The organism is Cupriavidus sp. PB-02, from assembly GCF_058252315.1.
This window is the reverse complement of record NZ_CM177695.1, coordinates 1,619,297-1,638,059: the sequence shown is the minus strand read 5'-3', so window position 1 is coordinate 1,638,059 and position 18,763 is coordinate 1,619,297. Positions and strand designations below refer to the sequence as shown.

At 66.6% G+C, this 18,763-nt stretch carries 18 protein-coding genes; 9 read left to right on the top strand and 9 right to left on the bottom strand.

Annotated elements, in window-relative coordinates:
* Position 1 precedes the first annotated feature (1 nt).
* The 6 genes from AC10V3_RS28275 to fba are packed head-to-tail and all read left to right on the top strand — an operon-like array spanning position 2 to position 6,980.
* A complete protein-coding gene (locus tag AC10V3_RS28275; RefSeq protein ID WP_041682083.1) occupies positions 2 to 880 on the top strand; it encodes a phosphoribulokinase in 879 nt (292 codons plus the stop codon).
* 26 nt (positions 881 to 906) lie between these two features.
* A complete protein-coding gene (tkt, locus tag AC10V3_RS28270) occupies positions 907 to 2,919 on the top strand; it encodes a transketolase (protein WP_490923795.1) in 2,013 nt (670 codons plus the stop codon).
* The gene (gph, locus tag AC10V3_RS28265; protein WP_022538667.1) at positions 2,919 to 3,608 is read left to right on the top strand and encodes a phosphoglycolate phosphatase; all 690 of its coding nucleotides are present in this window, start codon (positions 2,919 to 2,921) and stop codon (positions 3,606 to 3,608) included. Before tkt ends, gph begins: the two co-directional genes overlap by 1 nt.
* A gap of 49 nt (positions 3,609 to 3,657) precedes the next feature.
* On the top strand, positions 3,658 to 4,668 hold the full coding sequence (gap, locus tag AC10V3_RS28260; RefSeq protein ID WP_022538666.1) for a type I glyceraldehyde-3-phosphate dehydrogenase: 1,011 nt from the start codon (positions 3,658 to 3,660) through the stop codon (positions 4,666 to 4,668).
* A gap of 9 nt (positions 4,669 to 4,677) precedes the next feature.
* Complete coding sequence (locus tag AC10V3_RS28255) at positions 4,678 to 5,901, top strand: phosphoglycerate kinase (RefSeq protein WP_454753127.1); 1,224 nt, start codon at positions 4,678 to 4,680, stop codon at positions 5,899 to 5,901.
* Positions 5,902 to 5,942: 41 nt separating this feature from the next.
* Complete coding sequence (fba, locus tag AC10V3_RS28250; RefSeq protein WP_022538664.1) at positions 5,943 to 6,980, top strand: class II fructose-bisphosphate aldolase; 1,038 nt, start codon at positions 5,943 to 5,945, stop codon at positions 6,978 to 6,980.
* Between the two features lie 82 nt (positions 6,981 to 7,062).
* Here fba and AC10V3_RS28245 read toward each other — a convergent pair whose 3' ends face one another.
* The 7 genes from AC10V3_RS28245 to AC10V3_RS28215 form a co-directional block, all read right to left on the bottom strand.
* Positions 7,063 to 8,544 (bottom strand): M81 family metallopeptidase, encoded by a 1,482-nt coding sequence (locus AC10V3_RS28245; RefSeq protein ID WP_022538663.1) that lies wholly within the window; start codon positions 8,542 to 8,544, stop codon positions 7,063 to 7,065.
* Between the two features lie 49 nt (positions 8,545 to 8,593).
* Entirely contained in the window at positions 8,594 to 9,868 is a 1,275-nt protein-coding gene (locus AC10V3_RS28240) for a Zn-dependent hydrolase (RefSeq protein ID WP_051370019.1), read from the bottom strand.
* Between the two features lie 56 nt (positions 9,869 to 9,924).
* A complete protein-coding gene (locus AC10V3_RS28235; protein WP_022538661.1) occupies positions 9,925 to 10,641 on the bottom strand; it encodes an ABC transporter ATP-binding protein in 717 nt (238 codons plus the stop codon).
* Entirely contained in the window at positions 10,638 to 11,405 is a 768-nt protein-coding gene (locus AC10V3_RS28230; RefSeq protein WP_022538660.1) for an ABC transporter ATP-binding protein, read from the bottom strand. Before AC10V3_RS28230 ends, AC10V3_RS28235 begins: the two co-directional genes overlap by 4 nt.
* Positions 11,402 to 12,397, bottom strand: a complete 996-nt coding sequence (locus tag AC10V3_RS28225) for a branched-chain amino acid ABC transporter permease (protein ID WP_022538659.1) — start codon at positions 12,395 to 12,397, stop codon at positions 11,402 to 11,404. The genes AC10V3_RS28230 and AC10V3_RS28225 overlap by 4 nt, the downstream gene beginning before the upstream one ends.
* The gene (locus AC10V3_RS28220; RefSeq protein WP_022538658.1) at positions 12,397 to 13,254 is read right to left on the bottom strand and encodes a branched-chain amino acid ABC transporter permease; all 858 of its coding nucleotides are present in this window, start codon (positions 13,252 to 13,254) and stop codon (positions 12,397 to 12,399) included. The genes AC10V3_RS28225 and AC10V3_RS28220 overlap by 1 nt, the downstream gene beginning before the upstream one ends.
* A gap of 125 nt (positions 13,255 to 13,379) precedes the next feature.
* A complete protein-coding gene (locus tag AC10V3_RS28215) occupies positions 13,380 to 14,582 on the bottom strand; it encodes an ABC transporter substrate-binding protein (RefSeq protein ID WP_490923790.1) in 1,203 nt (400 codons plus the stop codon).
* Between the two features lie 379 nt (positions 14,583 to 14,961).
* Between AC10V3_RS28215 and AC10V3_RS28210 the strand changes: the two genes are divergently transcribed.
* The 3 genes from AC10V3_RS28210 (at position 14,962) to AC10V3_RS28200 (ending at position 16,777) form a co-directional block, all read left to right on the top strand.
* Complete coding sequence (locus AC10V3_RS28210) at positions 14,962 to 15,786, top strand: FadR/GntR family transcriptional regulator (protein WP_022538656.1); 825 nt, start codon at positions 14,962 to 14,964, stop codon at positions 15,784 to 15,786.
* Between the two features lie 204 nt (positions 15,787 to 15,990).
* Positions 15,991 to 16,317, top strand: coding sequence for a hypothetical protein (locus AC10V3_RS28205; protein ID WP_022538655.1), 327 nt, complete (start codon positions 15,991 to 15,993; stop codon positions 16,315 to 16,317).
* 106 nt (positions 16,318 to 16,423) lie between these two features.
* Positions 16,424 to 16,777: a DOPA 4,5-dioxygenase family protein gene (locus AC10V3_RS28200; protein WP_022538654.1), complete on the top strand. Its 354-nt coding sequence runs from the start codon at positions 16,424 to 16,426 to the stop codon at positions 16,775 to 16,777.
* Between the two features lie 40 nt (positions 16,778 to 16,817).
* On the opposite strand, the gene AC10V3_RS28195 is transcribed toward AC10V3_RS28200, so the two are convergent.
* A complete protein-coding gene (locus tag AC10V3_RS28195; protein ID WP_022538653.1) occupies positions 16,818 to 17,588 on the bottom strand; it encodes a ferredoxin--NADP reductase in 771 nt (256 codons plus the stop codon).
* Between the two features lie 383 nt (positions 17,589 to 17,971).
* The gene (tolA, locus tag AC10V3_RS28190) at positions 17,972 to 18,730 is read right to left on the bottom strand and encodes a cell envelope integrity protein TolA (protein ID WP_490923787.1); all 759 of its coding nucleotides are present in this window, start codon (positions 18,728 to 18,730) and stop codon (positions 17,972 to 17,974) included.
* Positions 18,731 to 18,763 lie beyond the last annotated feature (33 nt).

Sequence of the window (18,763 nt, the reverse complement as noted above, 5' to 3'; positions counted from 1 at the left end):
CATGTCAGAACGTTATCCCATCATCGCCATCACCGGCTCCTCCGGGGCCGGTACCACGTCGGTGACCCGTACCTTCGAGAACATCTTCCGCCGCGAGGGCGTGAAGTCGGTGGTGATCGAAGGCGACAGCTTCCACCGCTACGACCGCGCCGAGATGAAGGTCAAGATGGCCGAGGCCGAGCGCACCGGCAATATGAACTTCAGCCACTTCGGCCCGGAGAACAACCTGTTCGGCGACCTGGAGAACCTGTTCCGCTCCTATGCGGAGTCCGGAACGGGCCTGCGCCGGCGCTACCTGCACAGCATGGAGGAGGCGGCCCCGTTCGGGCAGGAGCCCGGCACCTTCACCGAGTGGGAGCCGTTGCCGGCCGACACCGACCTGCTGTTCTATGAAGGTTTGCATGGCGGCGTGGTGACCGACGAAGTCGATGTCGCCCGGTACCCCAACCTGCTGATCGGGGTGGTGCCCGTCATCAACCTGGAGTGGATCCAGAAACTGTGGCGCGACAAGAAGCAGCGCGGCTATTCGACGGAGGCCGTGACCGACACCATCCTGCGCCGCATGCCGGACTACGTGAACTACATCTGCCCGCAGTTCTCGCGTACGCATGTGAACTTTCAGCGCGTGCCGTGCGTGGACACCTCCAACCCCTTCATCTCGCGCGAGATCCCCGCGCCGGATGAAAGCATGGTGGTGATCCGCTTTGCCAACCCGAAGGGGATCGACTTCCAGTACCTGCTGAGCATGATCCACGACTCCTTCATGTCGCGCGCCAACACCATCGTGGTGCCGGGCGGAAAGATGGAGCTGGCCATGCAGCTGATCTTTACGCCGTTCGTGCTGCGCATGATGGAGCGCCGCAAGCGCGCCGCCCTGTGAACCGCCGTGTTGCAAGGACACCCTAGATGAACGCACCCGAACGCATCGATTCCGCAGCGCGCTGCGCCAACGCGCTGCGCTTCCTGGCCGCCGACGCGGTGGAGCAGGCCAGGTCCGGCCACCCCGGCGCACCCATGGGCATGGCCGAGATGGCCGAAGTGCTGTGGCGACGCCACCTGCGCCACAACCCGGCCAACCCGGCCTGGCCCGACCGTGACCGCTTCGTGCTGTCCAACGGCCATGCTTCCATGCTGCAGTATGCGCTGCTGCATCTCACCGGCTACGACTTGCCGATTTCGCAGTTGCGCCAGTTCCGCCAGCTGCACGCGGCCACGCCGGGTCATCCCGAGCGCGGCGTGACGCCGGGCGTGGAAACCACCACCGGGCCGCTGGGGCAGGGCCTGGCCAATGCGGTCGGCATGGCGCTGTCCGAGAAGCTGCTGGCCGCCACCTTCAACCGGCCCGGCTTCGACATCGTCGACCACCACACCTATGTCTTCCTCGGCGACGGCTGCCTGATGGAAGGGCTCAGCCACGAGGCCGCCTCGCTGGCGGGCACGCTCAAGCTGGGCAAGCTGGTCTGCCTGTACGACGACAACGGCATCTCCATCGACGGCGACGTGGCCGGCTGGTTTGCCGACGACACCCCGAAGCGCTTTGCCGCCTACGGCTGGCATGTGATCGCCGGCGTCGACGGGCACGATGCGCAGGCCGTCGATGCCGCGCTGCACTCGGCCAAAGCCGAGCGCGAGCGGCCCACGCTGATCTCCTGCCGCACCGTGATCGGCAAGGGCGCGCCGGCCAAGGCCGGCGGGCACGATGTGCATGGCGCGCCGCTGGGCGCGTCGGAGATCGCCGCCATGCGCGAGGCGCTGGGCTGGGAGGCCGAGCCTTTCACCGTGCCGCCAGACGTGGCCGACGCCTGGGAGGCGCGCGCACAAGGCGCCGCGCGCGAGGCCGACTGGGAGGCGCGTTTCGCCGGCTATCGTGCCGCGCATCCGGAACTGGCCGAGGAATTCCTGCGCCGTATCAACGGCCGCCTGGCGGAAGGCTTCGATGCGGAACTGATGACGTTGCTGGACGCGCCCTCCGCACTGCAGGGCAAGATCGCCACGCGCAAGGCATCGCAGCTCTGCCTGGAGGCGCTGACGCCCGCCTTGCCTGAGCTGCTGGGCGGCTCGGCCGACCTGACTGGTTCCAATCTCACCAATGTCAAGGCTTCGGTCTGGGTCAACCACGCCGGGCACGGCAACTACGTCAGCTACGGCGTGCGCGAGTTCGGCATGGCCGCGGTCATGAACGGCATTGCGCTGCATGGGGGGCTGATTCCCTACGGCGGCACCTTCATGACCTTTTCGGACTATTCGCGCAATGCCATCCGCATGGCCGCGCTGATGCGGCTGCGCGTGGTGCATGTGCTGACGCATGATTCCATCGGCCTGGGCGAGGATGGTCCCACGCACCAGCCGGTGGAGCACGCCGCCAGCCTGCGTCTGATCCCCAACAACCAGGTCTGGCGCCCGTGCGATGGGACCGAGACCGCGTATGCGTGGCTGGCCGCGCTGCGGCGCGAGCAGGGTCCTGCCTGCCTGGTGCTGTCGCGGCAGGCGCTGATGCCGTTCGAACGCGATGCGGGCCAGTGCGCAGCCATCGCGCGCGGCGGCTATGTGCTGCGCGATACCGTGGCGCCGCGCGTGGTGCTGGTGGCGACTGGCTCCGAGGTGGAGATCGCGCAGCGCGCTGCGCTTGACCTTGCCGAGGCAGGCATCGCCGCGCGCGTGGTGTCCATGCCCTGCGTCGAGCTGTTCTACGCGCAGGAAGCGAGCTACCGGGACACGGTGCTGCCACCGGGCCTGCCGCGCGTCAGCGTGGAGGCGGGCGCCACCTGGTTCTGGCGCGGCGTCGTGGGCGAGGGCGGCGTGGCGCTGGGCATCGACAGCTTCGGCGAATCGGCGCCGGCCGAGGCGCTGTACCAGCACTTCGGCCTGACCCCGGCGCATGTCGCCGCTGCCGCGCGTTCCCTGCTGGAGGACAAGTGATGCCCACCGTATCCCTGCCTTGCACCGCGGTGCTGATCGACCTTGACGGCACGCTGGTCGACAGCGCGCCTGACATCGTCGAGGCCGCCAACCGCATGCTGGCCGAGCTCGGCAGCCCGCCGCTGCCGTTCGACACCGTGGCCGGCTTCATCGGCCGTGGCGTGCCCAACCTGGTGCGGCGCGTGCTGGAAACCGCGCAGCTTTCGCCGCGGGTGGAAGCCGCCGCTGCCGAGGCGCTGTTCCATCGTCACTATGCCGAGACCAATGGCCGCCTTGGGGCAGTGTTCCCGGGCGTGGAAGCGGGCCTGGCCGCGCTCAGGCGCGAGGGCTACCGGCTTGCCTGCGTCACCAACAAGCCGCGCGCACTGGCGGCACCGCTGCTGGCGCTGACCGGGCTGGCAGCGTACCTGGAAGTCCTGGTGGCGGGCGATTCGATTGCGCAGATGAAACCGCATCCCGAACCGCTGCGCCATGCCTGCCGGCTGCTAGACGTCGACCCCGCGCAGGGCGTGCTGGTGGGGGATTCGCCGGTGGATGTTGAAGCGGCACGCGCGGCCGGCATGCCGGTCTGCCTGGTGCGTTACGGCTACGCCGGCCCCGGCGGGCCCGCGGCGCTGGGCGCCGACGCGCTGGTCGATTCGATGGAGGCATTGCCGGCGCTGCTCACGCCGGCGCGGCTGGCTGCGTGATGTTTGGCCAACGCCGGAAAAGATACCAAGACAAGCACAAGGAGACATCATGACCATCAAGGTTGCCATCAACGGCTACGGGCGCATCGGCCGCAATGTACTGCGCGCCCACTATGAAGGCGGCAAGCGGCACGATCTCGAGATCGTCGCCATCAACGACCTCGGCAACGCCGGCACCAATGCCCACCTGACCCGGTACGACACCGTCCACGGCCGCTTTCCGGGCGAGGTCACGGTCGACGGCGATGCCTTCCGCGTCAACGGCGACCGGATCCGCGTGCTGGCCCAGCGCAACCCGGCCGAGCTGCCGTGGGGCGAGCTGGGCGTGGATGTGGTGATGGAATGCACCGGGCTCTTCACCAGCAAGGACAAGGCATCGGCCCACCTGAAGGCCGGCGCGAAGAAGGTGATCATCTCCGCCCCCGGTGGCAAGGACGTGGACGCCACCATCGTCTACGGCGTGAACCACGGCGTGCTGAAGGCGAGCGACACGGTGATCTCCAACGCCTCGTGCACCACCAACTGCCTGGCGCCGCTGGTCAAGCCGCTGCATGAACAGCTGGGCGTGGTGAACGGCCTGATGACCACGGTGCATGCCTATACCAACGACCAGGTGCTGACCGACGTCTACCACGAAGACCTGCGCCGGGCGCGGTCGGCGACCATGTCGATGATCCCCACCAGGACCGGCGCCGCCGCCGCGGTCGGGCTGGTGCTGCCCGAGCTGGACGGCCGGCTGGATGGCTTTGCCGTGCGCGTGCCGACCATCAATGTGTCGCTGGTGGACCTGTCCTTCGTGGCGGCGCGGCCGACCACCGTGGAGGAAGTGAACGGCATCCTGAAGAGCGCGGCCGAAGGCGAGCTCAAGGGCATCCTGGACTACAACACTGCGCCGCTGGTCTCGGTGGACTTCAACCACAGCCCGGCCTCTTCGACCTTCGACGCCACCCTGACCAAGGTCAACGGCACGCTGGTCAAGGTGTCGGCCTGGTATGACAACGAATGGGGCTTCTCCAACCGCATGCTGGATACCGCGGTGGCGCTGGCCCATGCCCGCTAGCAGGTTGCCATGATGAGCCTATCCCATCCGAAACCCACGGCGCCCCACACGCTGTCCGCGCTGCTCGCCGCAGGCGGGCTGGCCGGCAAGCGGGTCTTTATCCGCGCCGACCTCAACGTCCCGCAGGATGCCGCGGGCCATATCACCGACGACACCCGCATCCGTGCCTCCGTGCCCGCCATCGCGGCCTGCCTGCAGGCGGGCGCTGCGGTGATGGTCACCTCGCACCTGGGCCGGCCGCAGGAAGGGGAGCCGGACCCGCGCCACAGCCTGGCGCCGGTGGGCCGCCGCCTGTCAGAGCTGCTCGGCCGCCAGGTGCCGCTGCTGTCCGGCTGGACCGAGGGCGGCTTCCAGGTCCCGCCCGGGCAGGTGGTGCTGCTGGAAAACTGCCGCATGAACCGGGGCGAGAAGATAAACAGCGGCGAGCTGGCGCAGAAGATGGCCAGGCTGTGCGACGTCTACGTCAACGACGCCTTCGGCACCGCCCACCGCGCCGAAGCCACCACCCACGGCATCGCCAGGTACGCCCCGATCGCCTGCGCCGGCCCGCTGCTGGCCGCCGAGATCGACGCGCTGGGCAAGGCGCTGGGCCAGCCGGCGCGTCCGCTGGTGGCGATCGTGGCCGGTTCCAAGGTCTCGACCAAGCTGACCATCCTGAAGTCGCTGGCCGACAAGGTCGACCACCTGATCGTCGGCGGCGGCATCGCCAATACCTTCATGCTGGCCGCCGGCCTGAAGATCGGCAAGTCGCTGGCCGAAGCCGACCTGGTCGGCGACGCCAGGGCCATCATCGACATCATGGCCAGGCGCGGCGCCTCGGTGCCGATCCCAGTCGACGTGGTGTGCGCCAGGGAATTCAGCGCCACCGCCGCGGCCACCGTCAAGGACGTCAAGGACGTGGCCGACGACGACATGATCCTGGACATCGGTCCCAGGACCGCCGCGCAACTGGCCGGGCAGCTCAAGGCCGCCGGCACCATCGTCTGGAACGGCCCGGTGGGCGTGTTCGAGTTCGACCAGTTCGGCAACGGCACCAGGGTGCTGGCCCAGGCCATCGCCGATTCCAGGGCCTTCTCGATCGCCGGTGGCGGCGACACGCTGGCTGCCATCGCCAAGTACGGCATCGCCGACCGCGTGGGCTATATCTCCACCGGCGGTGGCGCCTTCCTGGAGTTTCTCGAAGGCAAGACGCTGCCCGCACTGGCCGTGCTGGAGCAGCGCGCCGCCACCTGAACCGGCCTCACCGAATCCCCATCGAGTAAAGGAGCTTCACCATGTCACTCATATCCTTGCGCCAGTTGCTGGACCACGCGGGAGAGTTCGGCTACGGCGTGCCGGCTTTCAACGTCAACAACCTCGAACAGATCCACGCCATCATGGAAGCGGCCGAGGAAACCGACAGTCCGGTCATCCTGCAGGCCTCGGCCGGGGCCCGCAAGTATGCCGGCGAGGCTTACCTGCGGCATATGGTGCTGGCCGCCGCCGAGACCCATCCGGACATCCCCATCGTGCTGCACCAGGACCACGGCTCCAGCCCGGCGGTCTGCCAGGCTTCGATCCGCTCCGGCTTCACCAGCGTGATGATGGACGGCTCGCTTCGCGAAGACATGAAGACCCCGTCCGACTACGACTACAACGTCGACGTCACCCGGCGCGTGTGCGAGATGGCACATGCGGTCGGCGTGTCGGTCGAGGGCGAACTGGGCTGCCTGGGCTCGCTCGAAACCGGCCAGGCTGGCGAAGAGGACGGCGTGGGCGCAGCCGGCACGCTGTCGCACGAGATGATGCTGACGGACCCGGCGCAGGCGCGCGACTTCGTTGCCCGTACCGGCGTGGACGCGCTGGCCATTGCCATCGGCACCAGCCACGGCGCTTACAAGTTCTCGCGCAAGCCCACTGGCGACATCCTGGCGATGGACCGCATCCGTGAGATCCACGAGCAGATTCCCGATACGCACCTGGTGATGCACGGCTCTAGCTCGGTGCCGCAGGAATGGCTGGAGATCATCCGCCAGTACGGCGGCGACATCAAGGAGACCTACGGCGTGCCGGTCGAGGAGATCCTGCGCGGCATCAAGACCGGGGTGCGCAAGGTGAATATCGACACCGATATCCGCCTCGCCATGACCGGGGCCATCCGCAAGGCCCTGTCCGAGGACCGCAGCGAGTTCGATCCACGCAAGGCGCTGCTGGCGGCCAAGAAGGGCGCGAAGGGCGTGGTGAAGCTGCGCTTCGAGGCCTTCGGCTGCGCCGGGCAGGCCTCGCGCATCAAGCCGGTGGCGCTGGAGAAGCTGGCAGAGCGCTACCGTTGACTGGCGCGCCGGCCGCGGGCAGACCGGCTGCCGGTCATTGCCCGCGGCAAGCCTGCTCAGGCACGTGCACCCATACCCGGAATCAGGTGCCCCACGCCGTGCCGGCATCCAGCGGATAGACCGGGCGCGCGACGTGACGGAACGGGAAGCGCTCGTAACGGGAACTGGTGACCCCTTCGCCATCACATTCCACCACGGCTTTCGCGATCGGAACGAAAACCGGGCGGCAGTACATGCGGGACTTGAGCAGCAGGAAGCGCGCCTTGAGCGGATCGATGCCGATATGGGTGAAGATGCCAAGGTCCCAGTGCTCCTGCGGCGTCTCCGTCACGATGACCTGCGCCGCCCCGATATCCAGCAAGGCGGTGCGTCCCATGCGGATGCGCTGCCCGGTGTAGGTCGGGCCGCTGATCACATACTCGCCGTCGCTGATCGCGGCAAGCTTGCCGGTCAGCAGCCTGGATTGCGGGAACACATCCAGTTGGGGCAGCGGTACCTTGTCGCCGACCGGCAGTGTGATGCTGGTGCCCACGCCGGCTGCCACCAGCGCCGCAACTGCCTGCGGATCGCAGACAGGCCCCACCGCAATGCCGATCAACCCCTGTGCCAGGGCCTCGTGAAGCACTGCCATGTTGTCGCAGGTGCCGCCGGACATGCAGTTGTCGCCATGGTCAAGCAGCAGGACCGGCCCTTCGCCGGGAGCGTCCGCAAGCCGTGCCGCACGCGCAATCGAATCGCCGAGCGGCTCGGCGTGATAGCCGAAGCCATCGCGCTCGGCCCAGGCCAGTGAGGCAATCCGCGCGGCCACGGCGTCGGCCCTGGCCTGGTCGCCGTCGCCCACCACGATCACGCTCAGGCATGGCGCTGCAATGTCGGCCAGGCCGAAGCCGGCCAGGACCGAGACGGCAAGCATGCCTTCCTGCTCTGCCTCGCGCGCCAGCGCTACGGCGCGCTGCATCGCGCCTTCGTCGGTACGGCTGCGCAAGGTGTGGGTGACCAGCGGTGGACGCCGCCACGCCATCACCGGCCGTGTGCGGCCCGCGATCATGTCCAGCAGCAGCCTGCCCGCATGCTCCCCGGTTTCGTACATGTCCACATGCGGGTAGGTCTTGAAGCTGACCGCAATGTCGGCATGGTCGATCAGTGCCTGGGTGATGTTGCCGTGCAGGTCCAGCGCCACCGCGACCGGGGCATCCGGCAGCACCTGCCGCAGGCGCATGAGCAAGTCGCCTTCGCCGTCGTCGCTGTTCTCGGCCACCATCGCGCCATGCAAGTCGAGCATCACGGCGTCGCAGCCGGCGGCGGCCGAGACGATGGTGTCGCTCAGGTGCGTGTAGGCGTCGGCCGCCACGCGGCCACTCGGGTTGGCGCCCGCGATCACCGGCACCACGATCTGCGCGCCCGCCGCCTCGGCCAGGTCGATGAACGCAGCCGCCGCGGTGCGGGTGCCCTTGGCGGCGCGATAGGCGTCCTGTCCGTAGCGCGGATCGAAAGACGCCAGCGGCGTCGGCACCGGGGAGAAGGTGTTGGTTTCGTGATTGAGGCGGGCAATCAGGATCTTCATTGGCAGGTCCGTTCAGGTGAGGGATGCGCGGGGTCCGCTTGCTACCGGCTCAAGGCCGCGTCGCCGCATCGAGCATGGCATGCAGCAGCACATTGCAGCCGGCTTCGAGGTGCTCGGGCCTGGCGTCCTCGATCTCGTTGTGGCTGATGCCGTCCTTGCACGGTACGAAGATCATCGCCGCGGGCGCCACGCGCGCCAGGTAGACCGCATCGTGGCCGGCGCCGCTGATCACGTCCATTTCGGAGAGCCGGAGCCGCCGTGCGCCCCCACGCACCGCCGCGACCAGCCGGTCGTCAAAGTGCTGCGGCGGGAAGTACACCACCTGGCGCACGTCGATGGCGATGCCGCTGCGCGCGGCCAGCGCTTCGGTCGCGGCATGCAAGGCCGCGTCCATGGCGGACAGGACGGTGTCGTCGGCGGCGCGCAGGTCGACCGTCATCGAGACCTTGCCGGGGATGACGTTGCGCGAGTCGGGATGCACCTCAAGGCAGCCAACCGTGCCGCGGCCGTGCGGGGGATGGTCCAGCGCGATGCGGTTCACGATACCGACCAGCTCCGCTGCGGCGAGCAGCGCATCCTTGCGCAGGCTCATCGGCGTCGGCCCGGCATGGGCTTCCATCCCGGTCAGCACCACGTCGTACCAGCGCTGGCCAAGAGCGCCGGTCACCACGCCGATGGTGGTGTCGTTCGCCTCCAGCACCGGACCTTGCTCGATATGGGCTTCGAAGTAGGCGCCCAGCGGCCGCCCGCCGATCGGCTCCGGACCGGCATAGTCAATGGCCTGCAGCGCGTCGCCAACGCAGACGCCGTCGCGGTCGCGCTGCGCGAGCAGATCCGGCAGCGCGAACTCGCCGATGAAGGCGCCGGAGCCCATCATGACCGGGACAAAGCGTGAGCCTTCTTCATTGGTCCAGACCGCCACCTCGATCGGCGCGTCGGTCACGATGCCGGCATCGTTCAGCGTGCGCACGACTTCGATGCCGGCGAACACCCCGTAGTTGCCGTCGAACTTGCCGCCCGTGGGCTGGGTGTCGATATGGCTGCCGGTCATGACCGGCGGCAGCGTGTCGTCACGCCCCGCACGGCGCGCAAAGATATTACCGATCGCATCGACGCGGATCGTGCATCCCGCGGCCTTGGCCTCGGCGACAAAGAAATCGCGGCCCTGGCGATCGAGGTCGGTCAGCGCCAGTCGGCATACGCCGCCCTTGGGCGTGGCGCCGATCTCGGCCAGGCGCATCAGCGTGTGCCACAGGCGTGCGCCGTCGATACGCAGGTCGTCCCGTGTTCCCGCAGAGGCTGGGGGCGTACGGGTGGCTGGCATGGTAGTCATGGCATCTCTCTTGTCGGTCGGCCGGCGCGCCGGCCAGCTTGATGGGTTCAGGCCGCCAGGCCCACGCCGAGATAGCGGTCCTTGACCGCCTCATCGGCGCGGAACGCGTCATTGCTGCCGGTGTAGACGACCCGGCCTTGCTCGATGATCACGTGCCGGTCGGCCAGTTGCGTGCAGACCTGGAGGTTCTGCTCGACCAGCAGGATCGGCACGCCCGCGGCCTTGATCACCTTGAGCTGGGCCACGATCTCTTCGACGATCACCGGGGCCAGTCCTTCCACCGGCTCGTCGAGCATCAGCAGGCGAGGGTGGTTCATCAGCGCGCGGCCGATGGCGAGCATCTGCTGTTCGCCGCCGGAAAGCTGCGCGCCGCCATTGCCGCGCCGCTCCCGCAGCCGCGGGAAAATGCAGTACACGTCATCGAGCTGCCACGGCGAATCGCGGCGCGCGGCCAGCTTGAGGTTCTCCTCGACGGTCAGCAGCTTGAAGATGCCGCGGTGCTCGGGAACGAAGCACAAGCCTTCGGCGGCAATCCGGTGCGGCGGCATGCCGGCGACATCCTTGCCGCGAAAGACGACCCGGCCGCCGCCCTTTGGTCCCTTCGGCGCGACGATGCCGGCAATCGCCTTGAGCGTGGTCGACTTGCCGGCGCCGTTGCGCCCGAGCAGCGTCACCAGTTCGCCTTCGCCAACGGCCAGCGATACGCCCTGCAGCACATGGCTCTTGCCGTAGTAGCCATGGATGTCCTGTACGTCGAGCATCATCCCTGGCCCCCGGTGATCATGTTACCGAGGTAGGCGGCCCGCACCCGCGGGTCGCCGCGCACGACCGCGGGCGCGCCTTCCATCAGCACCTTGCCCTGCTGCATCACAGTGATGGTGTCGGAGATGTCCATGACGATATCCATGTTGTGTTCGATCAGCACGACCGTGTGGTCCTGCGCGAGGCCGCGGATCAGCCGCTTCATCGCGCCGAGATCATCGACGCCCATGCCCGAGGTGGGCTCATCCAGGAAGATCGCCCGGGGGCGAGCGGCCAGCGCCATGCCGACTTCGAGCCGCCGCTGCTGGCCGTGCGAGAGCACGCCCGCCGCACTGTCGGCGACACGGGTCAGCTCCAGGCGTTCGAGCACCTGGTCAACCACCTCGGCGCAAGCCAGGTCGCCAGCCGGCAGCCGCCACCCGTTCATCGCCTTGCGCGGCGACGTGCCCAGTGCGGCCAGCCGCAGGTTTTCGCGCACGGGCAGGCTGGGGAAGAGGCTGGTGACCTGGAACGAGCGGGCAATGCCGCGCTGCACCCGCTGGTAGTCGGTTTCGGCGGTGACGTCCTTGCCGTCGAACACGATGCGGCCCGCGCTGACCTCGCGCGTGCCGGTCAGCATGTGGAACAACGTGGTCTTGCCGGCACCGTTGGGGCCGATCACCGAGTGGATGGTGCCGGGCATCACGCGCAGGTCGACCCCGCCCAGCGCCATGAACTTGCCATACTGCTTGACGATGCCGGTGGCTTCGAGAATCGGGGTGCTCATGCGCGTTCCTCCTGCGTCACTGGGGCGCGGCGCGCGCCGCGCAGGCGATCCGAGATGGTGGCACCCAGCCCCCACAGCCCGCGCTGCATGAACAGGCTGACCGCGATCAGCAGGAAGCCGAGCAGCATCAGCCAGCGCGGCCAGAGCGTGGAGAGCCAGTCCGCCAGCAGCACGTAGAAGGCCGCACCGAGCACCGAGGCGAAGATATTGCTGGTGCCGCCGATCACGGTCATGACCAGGATCATCTCGCTGGCGTGGTAGTCGATATTGGTCAGCGGCGCGATGCCAGTCAGCATGGCATGCAGCGCGCCGGCCAGGCCGGTTACGGCGCCGGAGATCATGAAGGCCAGCAGCTTGAACAGCCGGATGTTGTAGCCCACCGCAAGCGCGCGCTCCTCGTTGTCGCGGATCGCAAGCAGCGTACGGCCGAGCACCGACTCCGTCACGCGCAGCACGAGGAAGAACACCAGCAGGAACAACACGGCGACGAAGCCATAGAACTGCCAGGGCGACGCCAGCGAGAGGAGGGCATTGCCGCCCACCGACAGCGGCGGACGCGGGATGTCGAGCAATCCGTTGTCGCCGCCGGTGATCGCGGGCGCGGTGTAGGCCAGGAAATAGAACATCTGGGCGAACGCCAGCGTCAGCATCACGAAGTACGTGCCGCGCTGGCGAATCGAGAACCAGCCGACCAGGGCGGCGGCGGCCGCACCGACCACGATCGCCAGCAGCAGGGCGACCGGCATCGGCAGGTCGGCACGCGTCAGCGCCAGCCCGACCGCGTAGCTGCCCAACCCGAAGAAGATCCCCTGGCCGAACGACAGCAGCCCGGTGTACCCGAGCAGCAGGTTACAGGCCATTGCCGCCATCGCATAGATCAGCACCTCGGTCGCGAGCGTGCCGGACCGCATCGTCAGCGGCAACAGCAGCGCGACGCCCAGCGCGAGCCACCAGAAGCGGTAGCGCACCAACCATTGTTTGCCCGATGCCATCATCCCCTCCCAAGCAGGCCATGCGGACGCAGCAGCAGGACCGCGGCCATGGCGACATAGATCATCAGCCGCGCGCCTTCCGGCCACAGCGTACTCATCAGGCTCTGCACGATACCGACGAGCAACCCGCCCACCAGCGCCCCGGTAAAGCTGCCCATGCCGCCCACCACGACCACGATGAACGCCACGCCCAGCGCCTCCACGCCCATGAAGGGCTCCGCGCCGCGGATCGGTGCCGCCAGCACGCCGGCGATCGCAGCGGTGGCCGCGCCCAGCGCGAACATCAGGCTGAACAGGCGGAACACATTGATGCCGAGCAGCGACACCATCTCGGTGGATTCACTGCCGGCGCGCACGGCGCTGCCCAGCCGCGTGCCTTCCAGCAGCCACCACAGGCCCAGCGCGAGCAGGCCGGTGAAGCCGATGACGAACAGGCGGTATTTCGGATAGACGAAGTCGCCCCACATCACCACGCCCTGCAGCGCATCCGGCGGCGGCACGTCGACGCCCAGCGGTCCCCAGCCGACGATGATGAGTTCCTGGATGGCCAGGGCCAGGCCAACCGTGACCAGGATATGGAATTCATGCGGTTGCGCGTAGACGTAACGCAGCATGACCTTCTCGGTCAGCCATGCCAGCGCGCCAATCACGAGCGGCGCGACGATCAGTGCCACCCAGAAGTTCAGCCCGAACTGCAGCACCTGAAAGCAGAGGTAAGCGCCCAGCGCATAGAACGCGCCGTGCGCGAAGTTGACGAAACGCAAGAGGCCGAACACGATCGACAACCCTACAGCCAGCAGGAAGTAGAGCATGCCGATCCCGACGCCGTTGATCACCTGCAACAGATAGACGTTCATGGGTTCGTGCGAATGAAGGAAGCCGCCGCGCCGTGCGTCGCTGCGCAGCGCGGTGCTTCAGTAGTGCTTCGGTGTGCCTTGTCAGCGGGGCGGGCGCCCCGCCCGCGTGAGGCCAGTCAGGCCAGTCAGGCCATCTTGCATTGGGTCTGGTCGACTGGCAGGAACGCCTTGCCCACGCTCACCACCTCGGCGTAGTCGTCCTTGTCCTTCATGCGCGCTTTGGCCTTGCCCTTGAGCAGGTAGTAGTTCTTCAGCACCTGGTGGTCGGCGGCGCGGATTTCTTCCAGCCCGGTCAGGCCTTCGAATTTCATGCCTTCCAGCGCGGCGACCACCGCCTTCGGATCGGCGCTGCCGGCCTTGATCATGCCGTCGACCATGATCTTGGTGCAGATGTACGAGCCGGCCAGGCTGTAGTTGGGATTGGCCTTGAACTTGTCATTGGCACGCTTGACCAGCTCGCGGTTCAGCGGCGTATCGACGCCGTGCCAGTACTGCGCCCCGAAATAAACGCCTTCGCAGAGGTCAGCGCCGAGCGATTCAAACTGCTCCAGCCCCGATGCCCACGCCACCAGGATGGTGGTGTTCTTCTTCATGCCGAAGCTGATGGCCTGGCGCAGGGTGTCGGACGATTGCGAGCCGAAGTTCAGGATCAGCAGCACGTCCGGCTTGGCTGCCAGCGCATTGGTCAGGTAGCCGCTGAACTCTTTCTCGGTGAGGGCGTGGTAGCTGTTGCCGACATGCTCGATGCCCTTTTCCTTGAAGATCGTCTTGGCTGCGGACAGCAGACCGTCGCCGAACACATATTGCGGCGTGATGGTGTACCAGCGCTTGGCCTTCGGCATCGATTCGATCAGCGGGCGCACGGTTCGCTCGATCGCGCCATAGGTCGGCACCGACCAGCGGAATGTCGCGCGGTTGCAGTCCTTGCCGGTGATCTCGTCGGCGCCGGCGGTGGTCACGAACACACCGCCGAATTTCTCGGCCTCCTTGCCCATGGCCAGCGACTCGGACGACAGGATGCCGCCGGCGAAATAGCGCGCGGTCTTCTGCTGTGCCAGTTCCTGCACCTTGCGCACGGCGGTGGCCGGCTTGCCCTCGGTGTCCAGCACGCTGTACCGCAGCGGCCGGCCCAGCACCTGGCCGTACTGCTCGATGGCGAGCTTCATCCCCAGGTCCGCGAACTTGCCGTTGGCCGCGAAGGCCCCGGACATCGGCACCGGGCAGCCGAATTCCAGCGCTTCGCCCGCTGCGAACACGTTGCGGCCATGGATGAGGGAGGCAGGGACGGCAGACAGCGCCGCCAGTTTCAGCAGGTCACGACGATTCAAGGCTCACTCCTCGGTGTGTGGGGGATCGGGCTGCGCGGGGCGAAAGCCTGGGACCCGCCGTGTCACCGGCGCTCCACCGTCTCCCCGACATGCATTCGGTGATTTCCGCCCGGCGCCGACTTGCCGAGCAAGAATCGAACCTGTTTATCCTATTTATCATGATAAATAGAATAGAATCATCTTAGGAGTGGGCCAAAGTCGTTGTCAACAAAAGGGATCTCAGGGTTTACGCACCCGCGTTGGCGGCGTTCGGTGGATGGCGTTCAGCTGGACAACCGGCATAGTCCGCCTCAAAACGGCGCACGCAGGGCACTAGAATGGGAGCGCCGCAATTGGGGGGACTGCCTGCGGTGCGCAAGTAATTTCAAGGAAAGAGGCAATGGCGATGTTTCGCGAGGGGACGAGTGGCGCCATCGAGATCCGCAAGCAGAAGCGCGCGGACCTGGTGGCGGAGGAACTCAAGAGACTGATCACCCAGCGCAACCTGCGCCCCGGGGACAAGCTGCCGCACGAAGTCAAGCTGCAAGCGATGTTCTCAGTCAGCAAGAGCACCATCCGCGAGGCCTTGAAATCACTCGAGGTGCAGGGGCTGATCAGCGTCACCACCGGACCGGCCGGCGGCGGCACGATCGTGGAAGTGCCGCTGGACCGCACGTTCCAGCTGATGCAGAACTACCTGTTCTTCAAGGACGTGGGGATTGCGGATATCTACACCGTGCGGCGCCTGCTCGAACCCGAGCTCGCGGCGGGAGCGGTTCCCCACCTGACGGAGGATGACTTCCGGGCACTGGAGCGTACGATCGATCTCTGCGACCCGGCATCCGCCGCGGCCGCGACCCCGCTGCTTGACCAGCGGCAGGAAGACCTGACCTTCCACGACATTCTTGCGGCGGCCAATCCCAATCCGATGCTGCGCTTCTGCTGCGAACTGATCAATGAAATGATCCGCCAGCTGGTGGTGTTCGGTAACGACACGCCCGCCTGCGAGCACGAGCGCTTTGGCGCGGCCAACGTGGTTTTCCACAAGCGCATCGTCGCAGCTGCCCGCGACCGTGATGCGGAGACGGTACGCTCCCTGATGTCGGCCCATATGGAAGAGTGCACGCATTACGTGACACGTATGAACGGCCGCATCCATGGCCGCCTCGTGCTCGATTCCGAAATGCCCAGGCGCGGCCGCGTGGTGCGGACAGACGAGGCCTGACGCCCGGGCCCCGGGGACACATCGGAGCAGGCGACCGATCCTGACCTACACTAAAAAAGCGTCTTTCGCGTGCTCGGGTGCCGCTTTGACGCTATGCAACGTCGCTGGCAACCGATTGAAGCGGGCGAATGACGATGGCTCGGGCAACACACCATCACTTGCTGCCTGAATTCATCTGGAACTGATGTTCAAGAAGGGGGCATCATGTTGCAAGCCAGTGAAATCCAAAAGCGTTTTACTCATCTACAGCAAACCATCAGCGAGACATCACAGACCTGCCACGCCGACGCGACGACTCCAACAGACTTGATGAACTGGGTGGATGAGCTCGATAAGGAATGCAAATCGGCAACGAAAGTCATGTCGTCCAAGGATGACGATCGGATCCGGCAGTGGGTCGATGATCTCGAACGCATCGGTGATCGTGCAGAGCGCGCTTGCCTACAGGCCGGCGGGCTCGACGCAAAGGTCAAGGATGCAATTACCTCGATGCATTCGGAACTCTCCGACCTGAAGCACCAGCTGCACTGACCCGCCTGATCGCCCCGGCCCAGCCCGCCGGGGCGATTTTTACCTCGCCGCCGTCAACCGGAGTGAATGCAGGCAGAATTGCAGCATTCACACACTCGAGCTCACCATGACCAGCCTCGACCCAGCGGCAATCGTCAACTGGCACGCGCATGTGTACTTCGATGCTTCAAGCCGCGATGCGGCGTGGGCGCTCAGGGAAGTCATCGCGGTACGCTTCGGAGCCGTAGCGCAGATAGGCCGTTTCCATGAACGCCCGGTAGGTCCCCATCCGCTGTGGTCGTATCAGCTCGCGTTCGACCGCGCACACTTCAATGGCATTGTCGAATGGCTGACGCTGAACCACGGCATGCTGGATGTATTTCTCCATCCGAACACGGGTGAGGCCTTGCGCGATCATCGCGATGCCGCCATGTGGATCGGCCACTCACATCCGTTGAACCTGGCGGCGCTGGGCGGGTAGCAAGACCGACAGCTTCCCAGCCGCAGCCCCTGCCAGCCGCTCAGCCGACAAAGGCCTTTTCCAGCACGAAGTGGCCCGGCTCGCTCATATTGCCTTCGAGGAAGCCGCGCGCCTCCAGCAGGCCCCGCACTTCCTTGAGCATATCGGGGCTGCCGCACAGCATGACGCGGTCGTTTTCGATGGAGAACGAAGGAACATCGATCCGCGCGAACAGTTCGCCCGATTCGATCAGTTCGGTGATGCGGCCGCGATTGTGAAAGTCCTCGCGCGTGACCGTGGGGAAATAGACCAGCTTTTCGCGGACCAGGTCGCCCAGGTATTCATGCTGCGGCAGATGCTGGGAAAGCAGTTCGCGATAGGCCAGTTCCTCGACATAACGGCAGGTGTGGGTGAGCACGATCTTGTCGTAGCGCTCATACACCTCAGGGTCGCGGATGATCGACAGGAACGGCGCCAGGCCGGTGCCGGTGGCGAGCAGCCAGAGGGTCTTGCCGGGCAGCAGGTTGTCGACCAGCAGCGTGCCGGTCGGCTTCTTGCCGACGAAAATCTGGTCGCCCTCGCGCAGGTGCTGCAGGCGCGAGGTCAGCGGGCCGCCCGGCACCTTGATGCTGAAGAATTCCAGGGTGTCTTCGTAGTTGGGGCTGGCAATGCTGTAGGCCCGGAGCAGCGGACGGCCATTGACTTCCAGGCCGAGCATGGCGAACTGGCCATTTTCGAAGCGAAAGGCCGGGTCGCGCGTGCAGGTGAAGCTGAACAGCGTGTCGGTCCAGTGGTGAACGGAGAGTACGGATTGCTGGTAGAGATTGCTCATGGAAAAAAACGCCAGAGCCTGCCGGCAAGGCCGGCGGGCGAGGGTGGTGACCAGGAGGCCGCGCCAGTCAGCGCGGGCCCGCGAAACGGCGGATCACAGAGATGAATGATCCACTTGCTCGGGCGTATTGTAGAACGCCAGCGAGGGACGCATCGTGCCAGCCACGCATCGCCGCGAGATTGTGCTGGTCAGTACTGGACCGGAGCGCGCAGTTTGGCGTTGGCAATCCTGCTTCCTGGCCAAGTGGTTCGCCAGATGGTTTGCGACCGGGCCGGGTTCGAATGAGAGGAGGGCGTAACATACCTGCGCGCGATTCGGATCGCGCCATCCCGATGGGGGCAGGTACTTTGCGCTGACTGACAGCGATGTCGCCCCGGCGGGCACTACGAGCCGCGCAGGTCCTTGGGCCAGAAGGTAATCAAGATGTTGGCCGGCGCGACGCCGTTTTCGTCGCGCGGCAGCGGGTCGGATCGCGACACCGCGCGGAGGACAGCGTTATCCCAGGCCGTATTGCCGCTTGACTTGGCGAGCCTCGTCGACAGCACCGAGCCGTCCGGCGCCATATGCACGGCGACTACCGCTGCCGGATTGCCGCTGACTTCTTCATTGAAGATGATGTTCGGCTTGACCCGTTGTCGCACCCGCTCGGCATACCCGGACGAAGCCTTCGCGGCGGAGCCGGTGCCGGCCCCGGAGCCGGCACTGCCTGCCTGCGCCTGCGCCTGCAGCCGTGCCAGTTCGCTTTGGCGCTGGGCCGTGCTGGCCTGGCGCTGCGCTTCCGCCGCCTTGCGCTGTGCCTCCTTTCGTTCAGCCTCTGCGCGGGCCCGGCTCTCGCGCAGCGCTTGTGCTTCCTCTCGCGCGGCACGCTCGGCCTTGCGCTGTTTCTCCTGCAGCGAGATGTCGGCCTCTTCCTCTTCGACCGGCTTCGCGCTCGGCACCGGGGTGGTTGGCGGCTCTGTCATTGCCGTTTCCGGGATGGCCTCCCACAGTTCGGCCGTGACGCCCTCCGGCGCCGCGCTGCGCCAACGCACGCCGTAATAAAGCAGGACACCCAGCAGCAGGTGCATGAGCAGGGCCAGCAGGAAGCACGTCAAGGTGCCCCGTTCACGCACGGGCTGATAGGGATAGGCGACGTTCTGCATGGATCGCACGTCTTGCCGCTGCTCGTTTCCGGG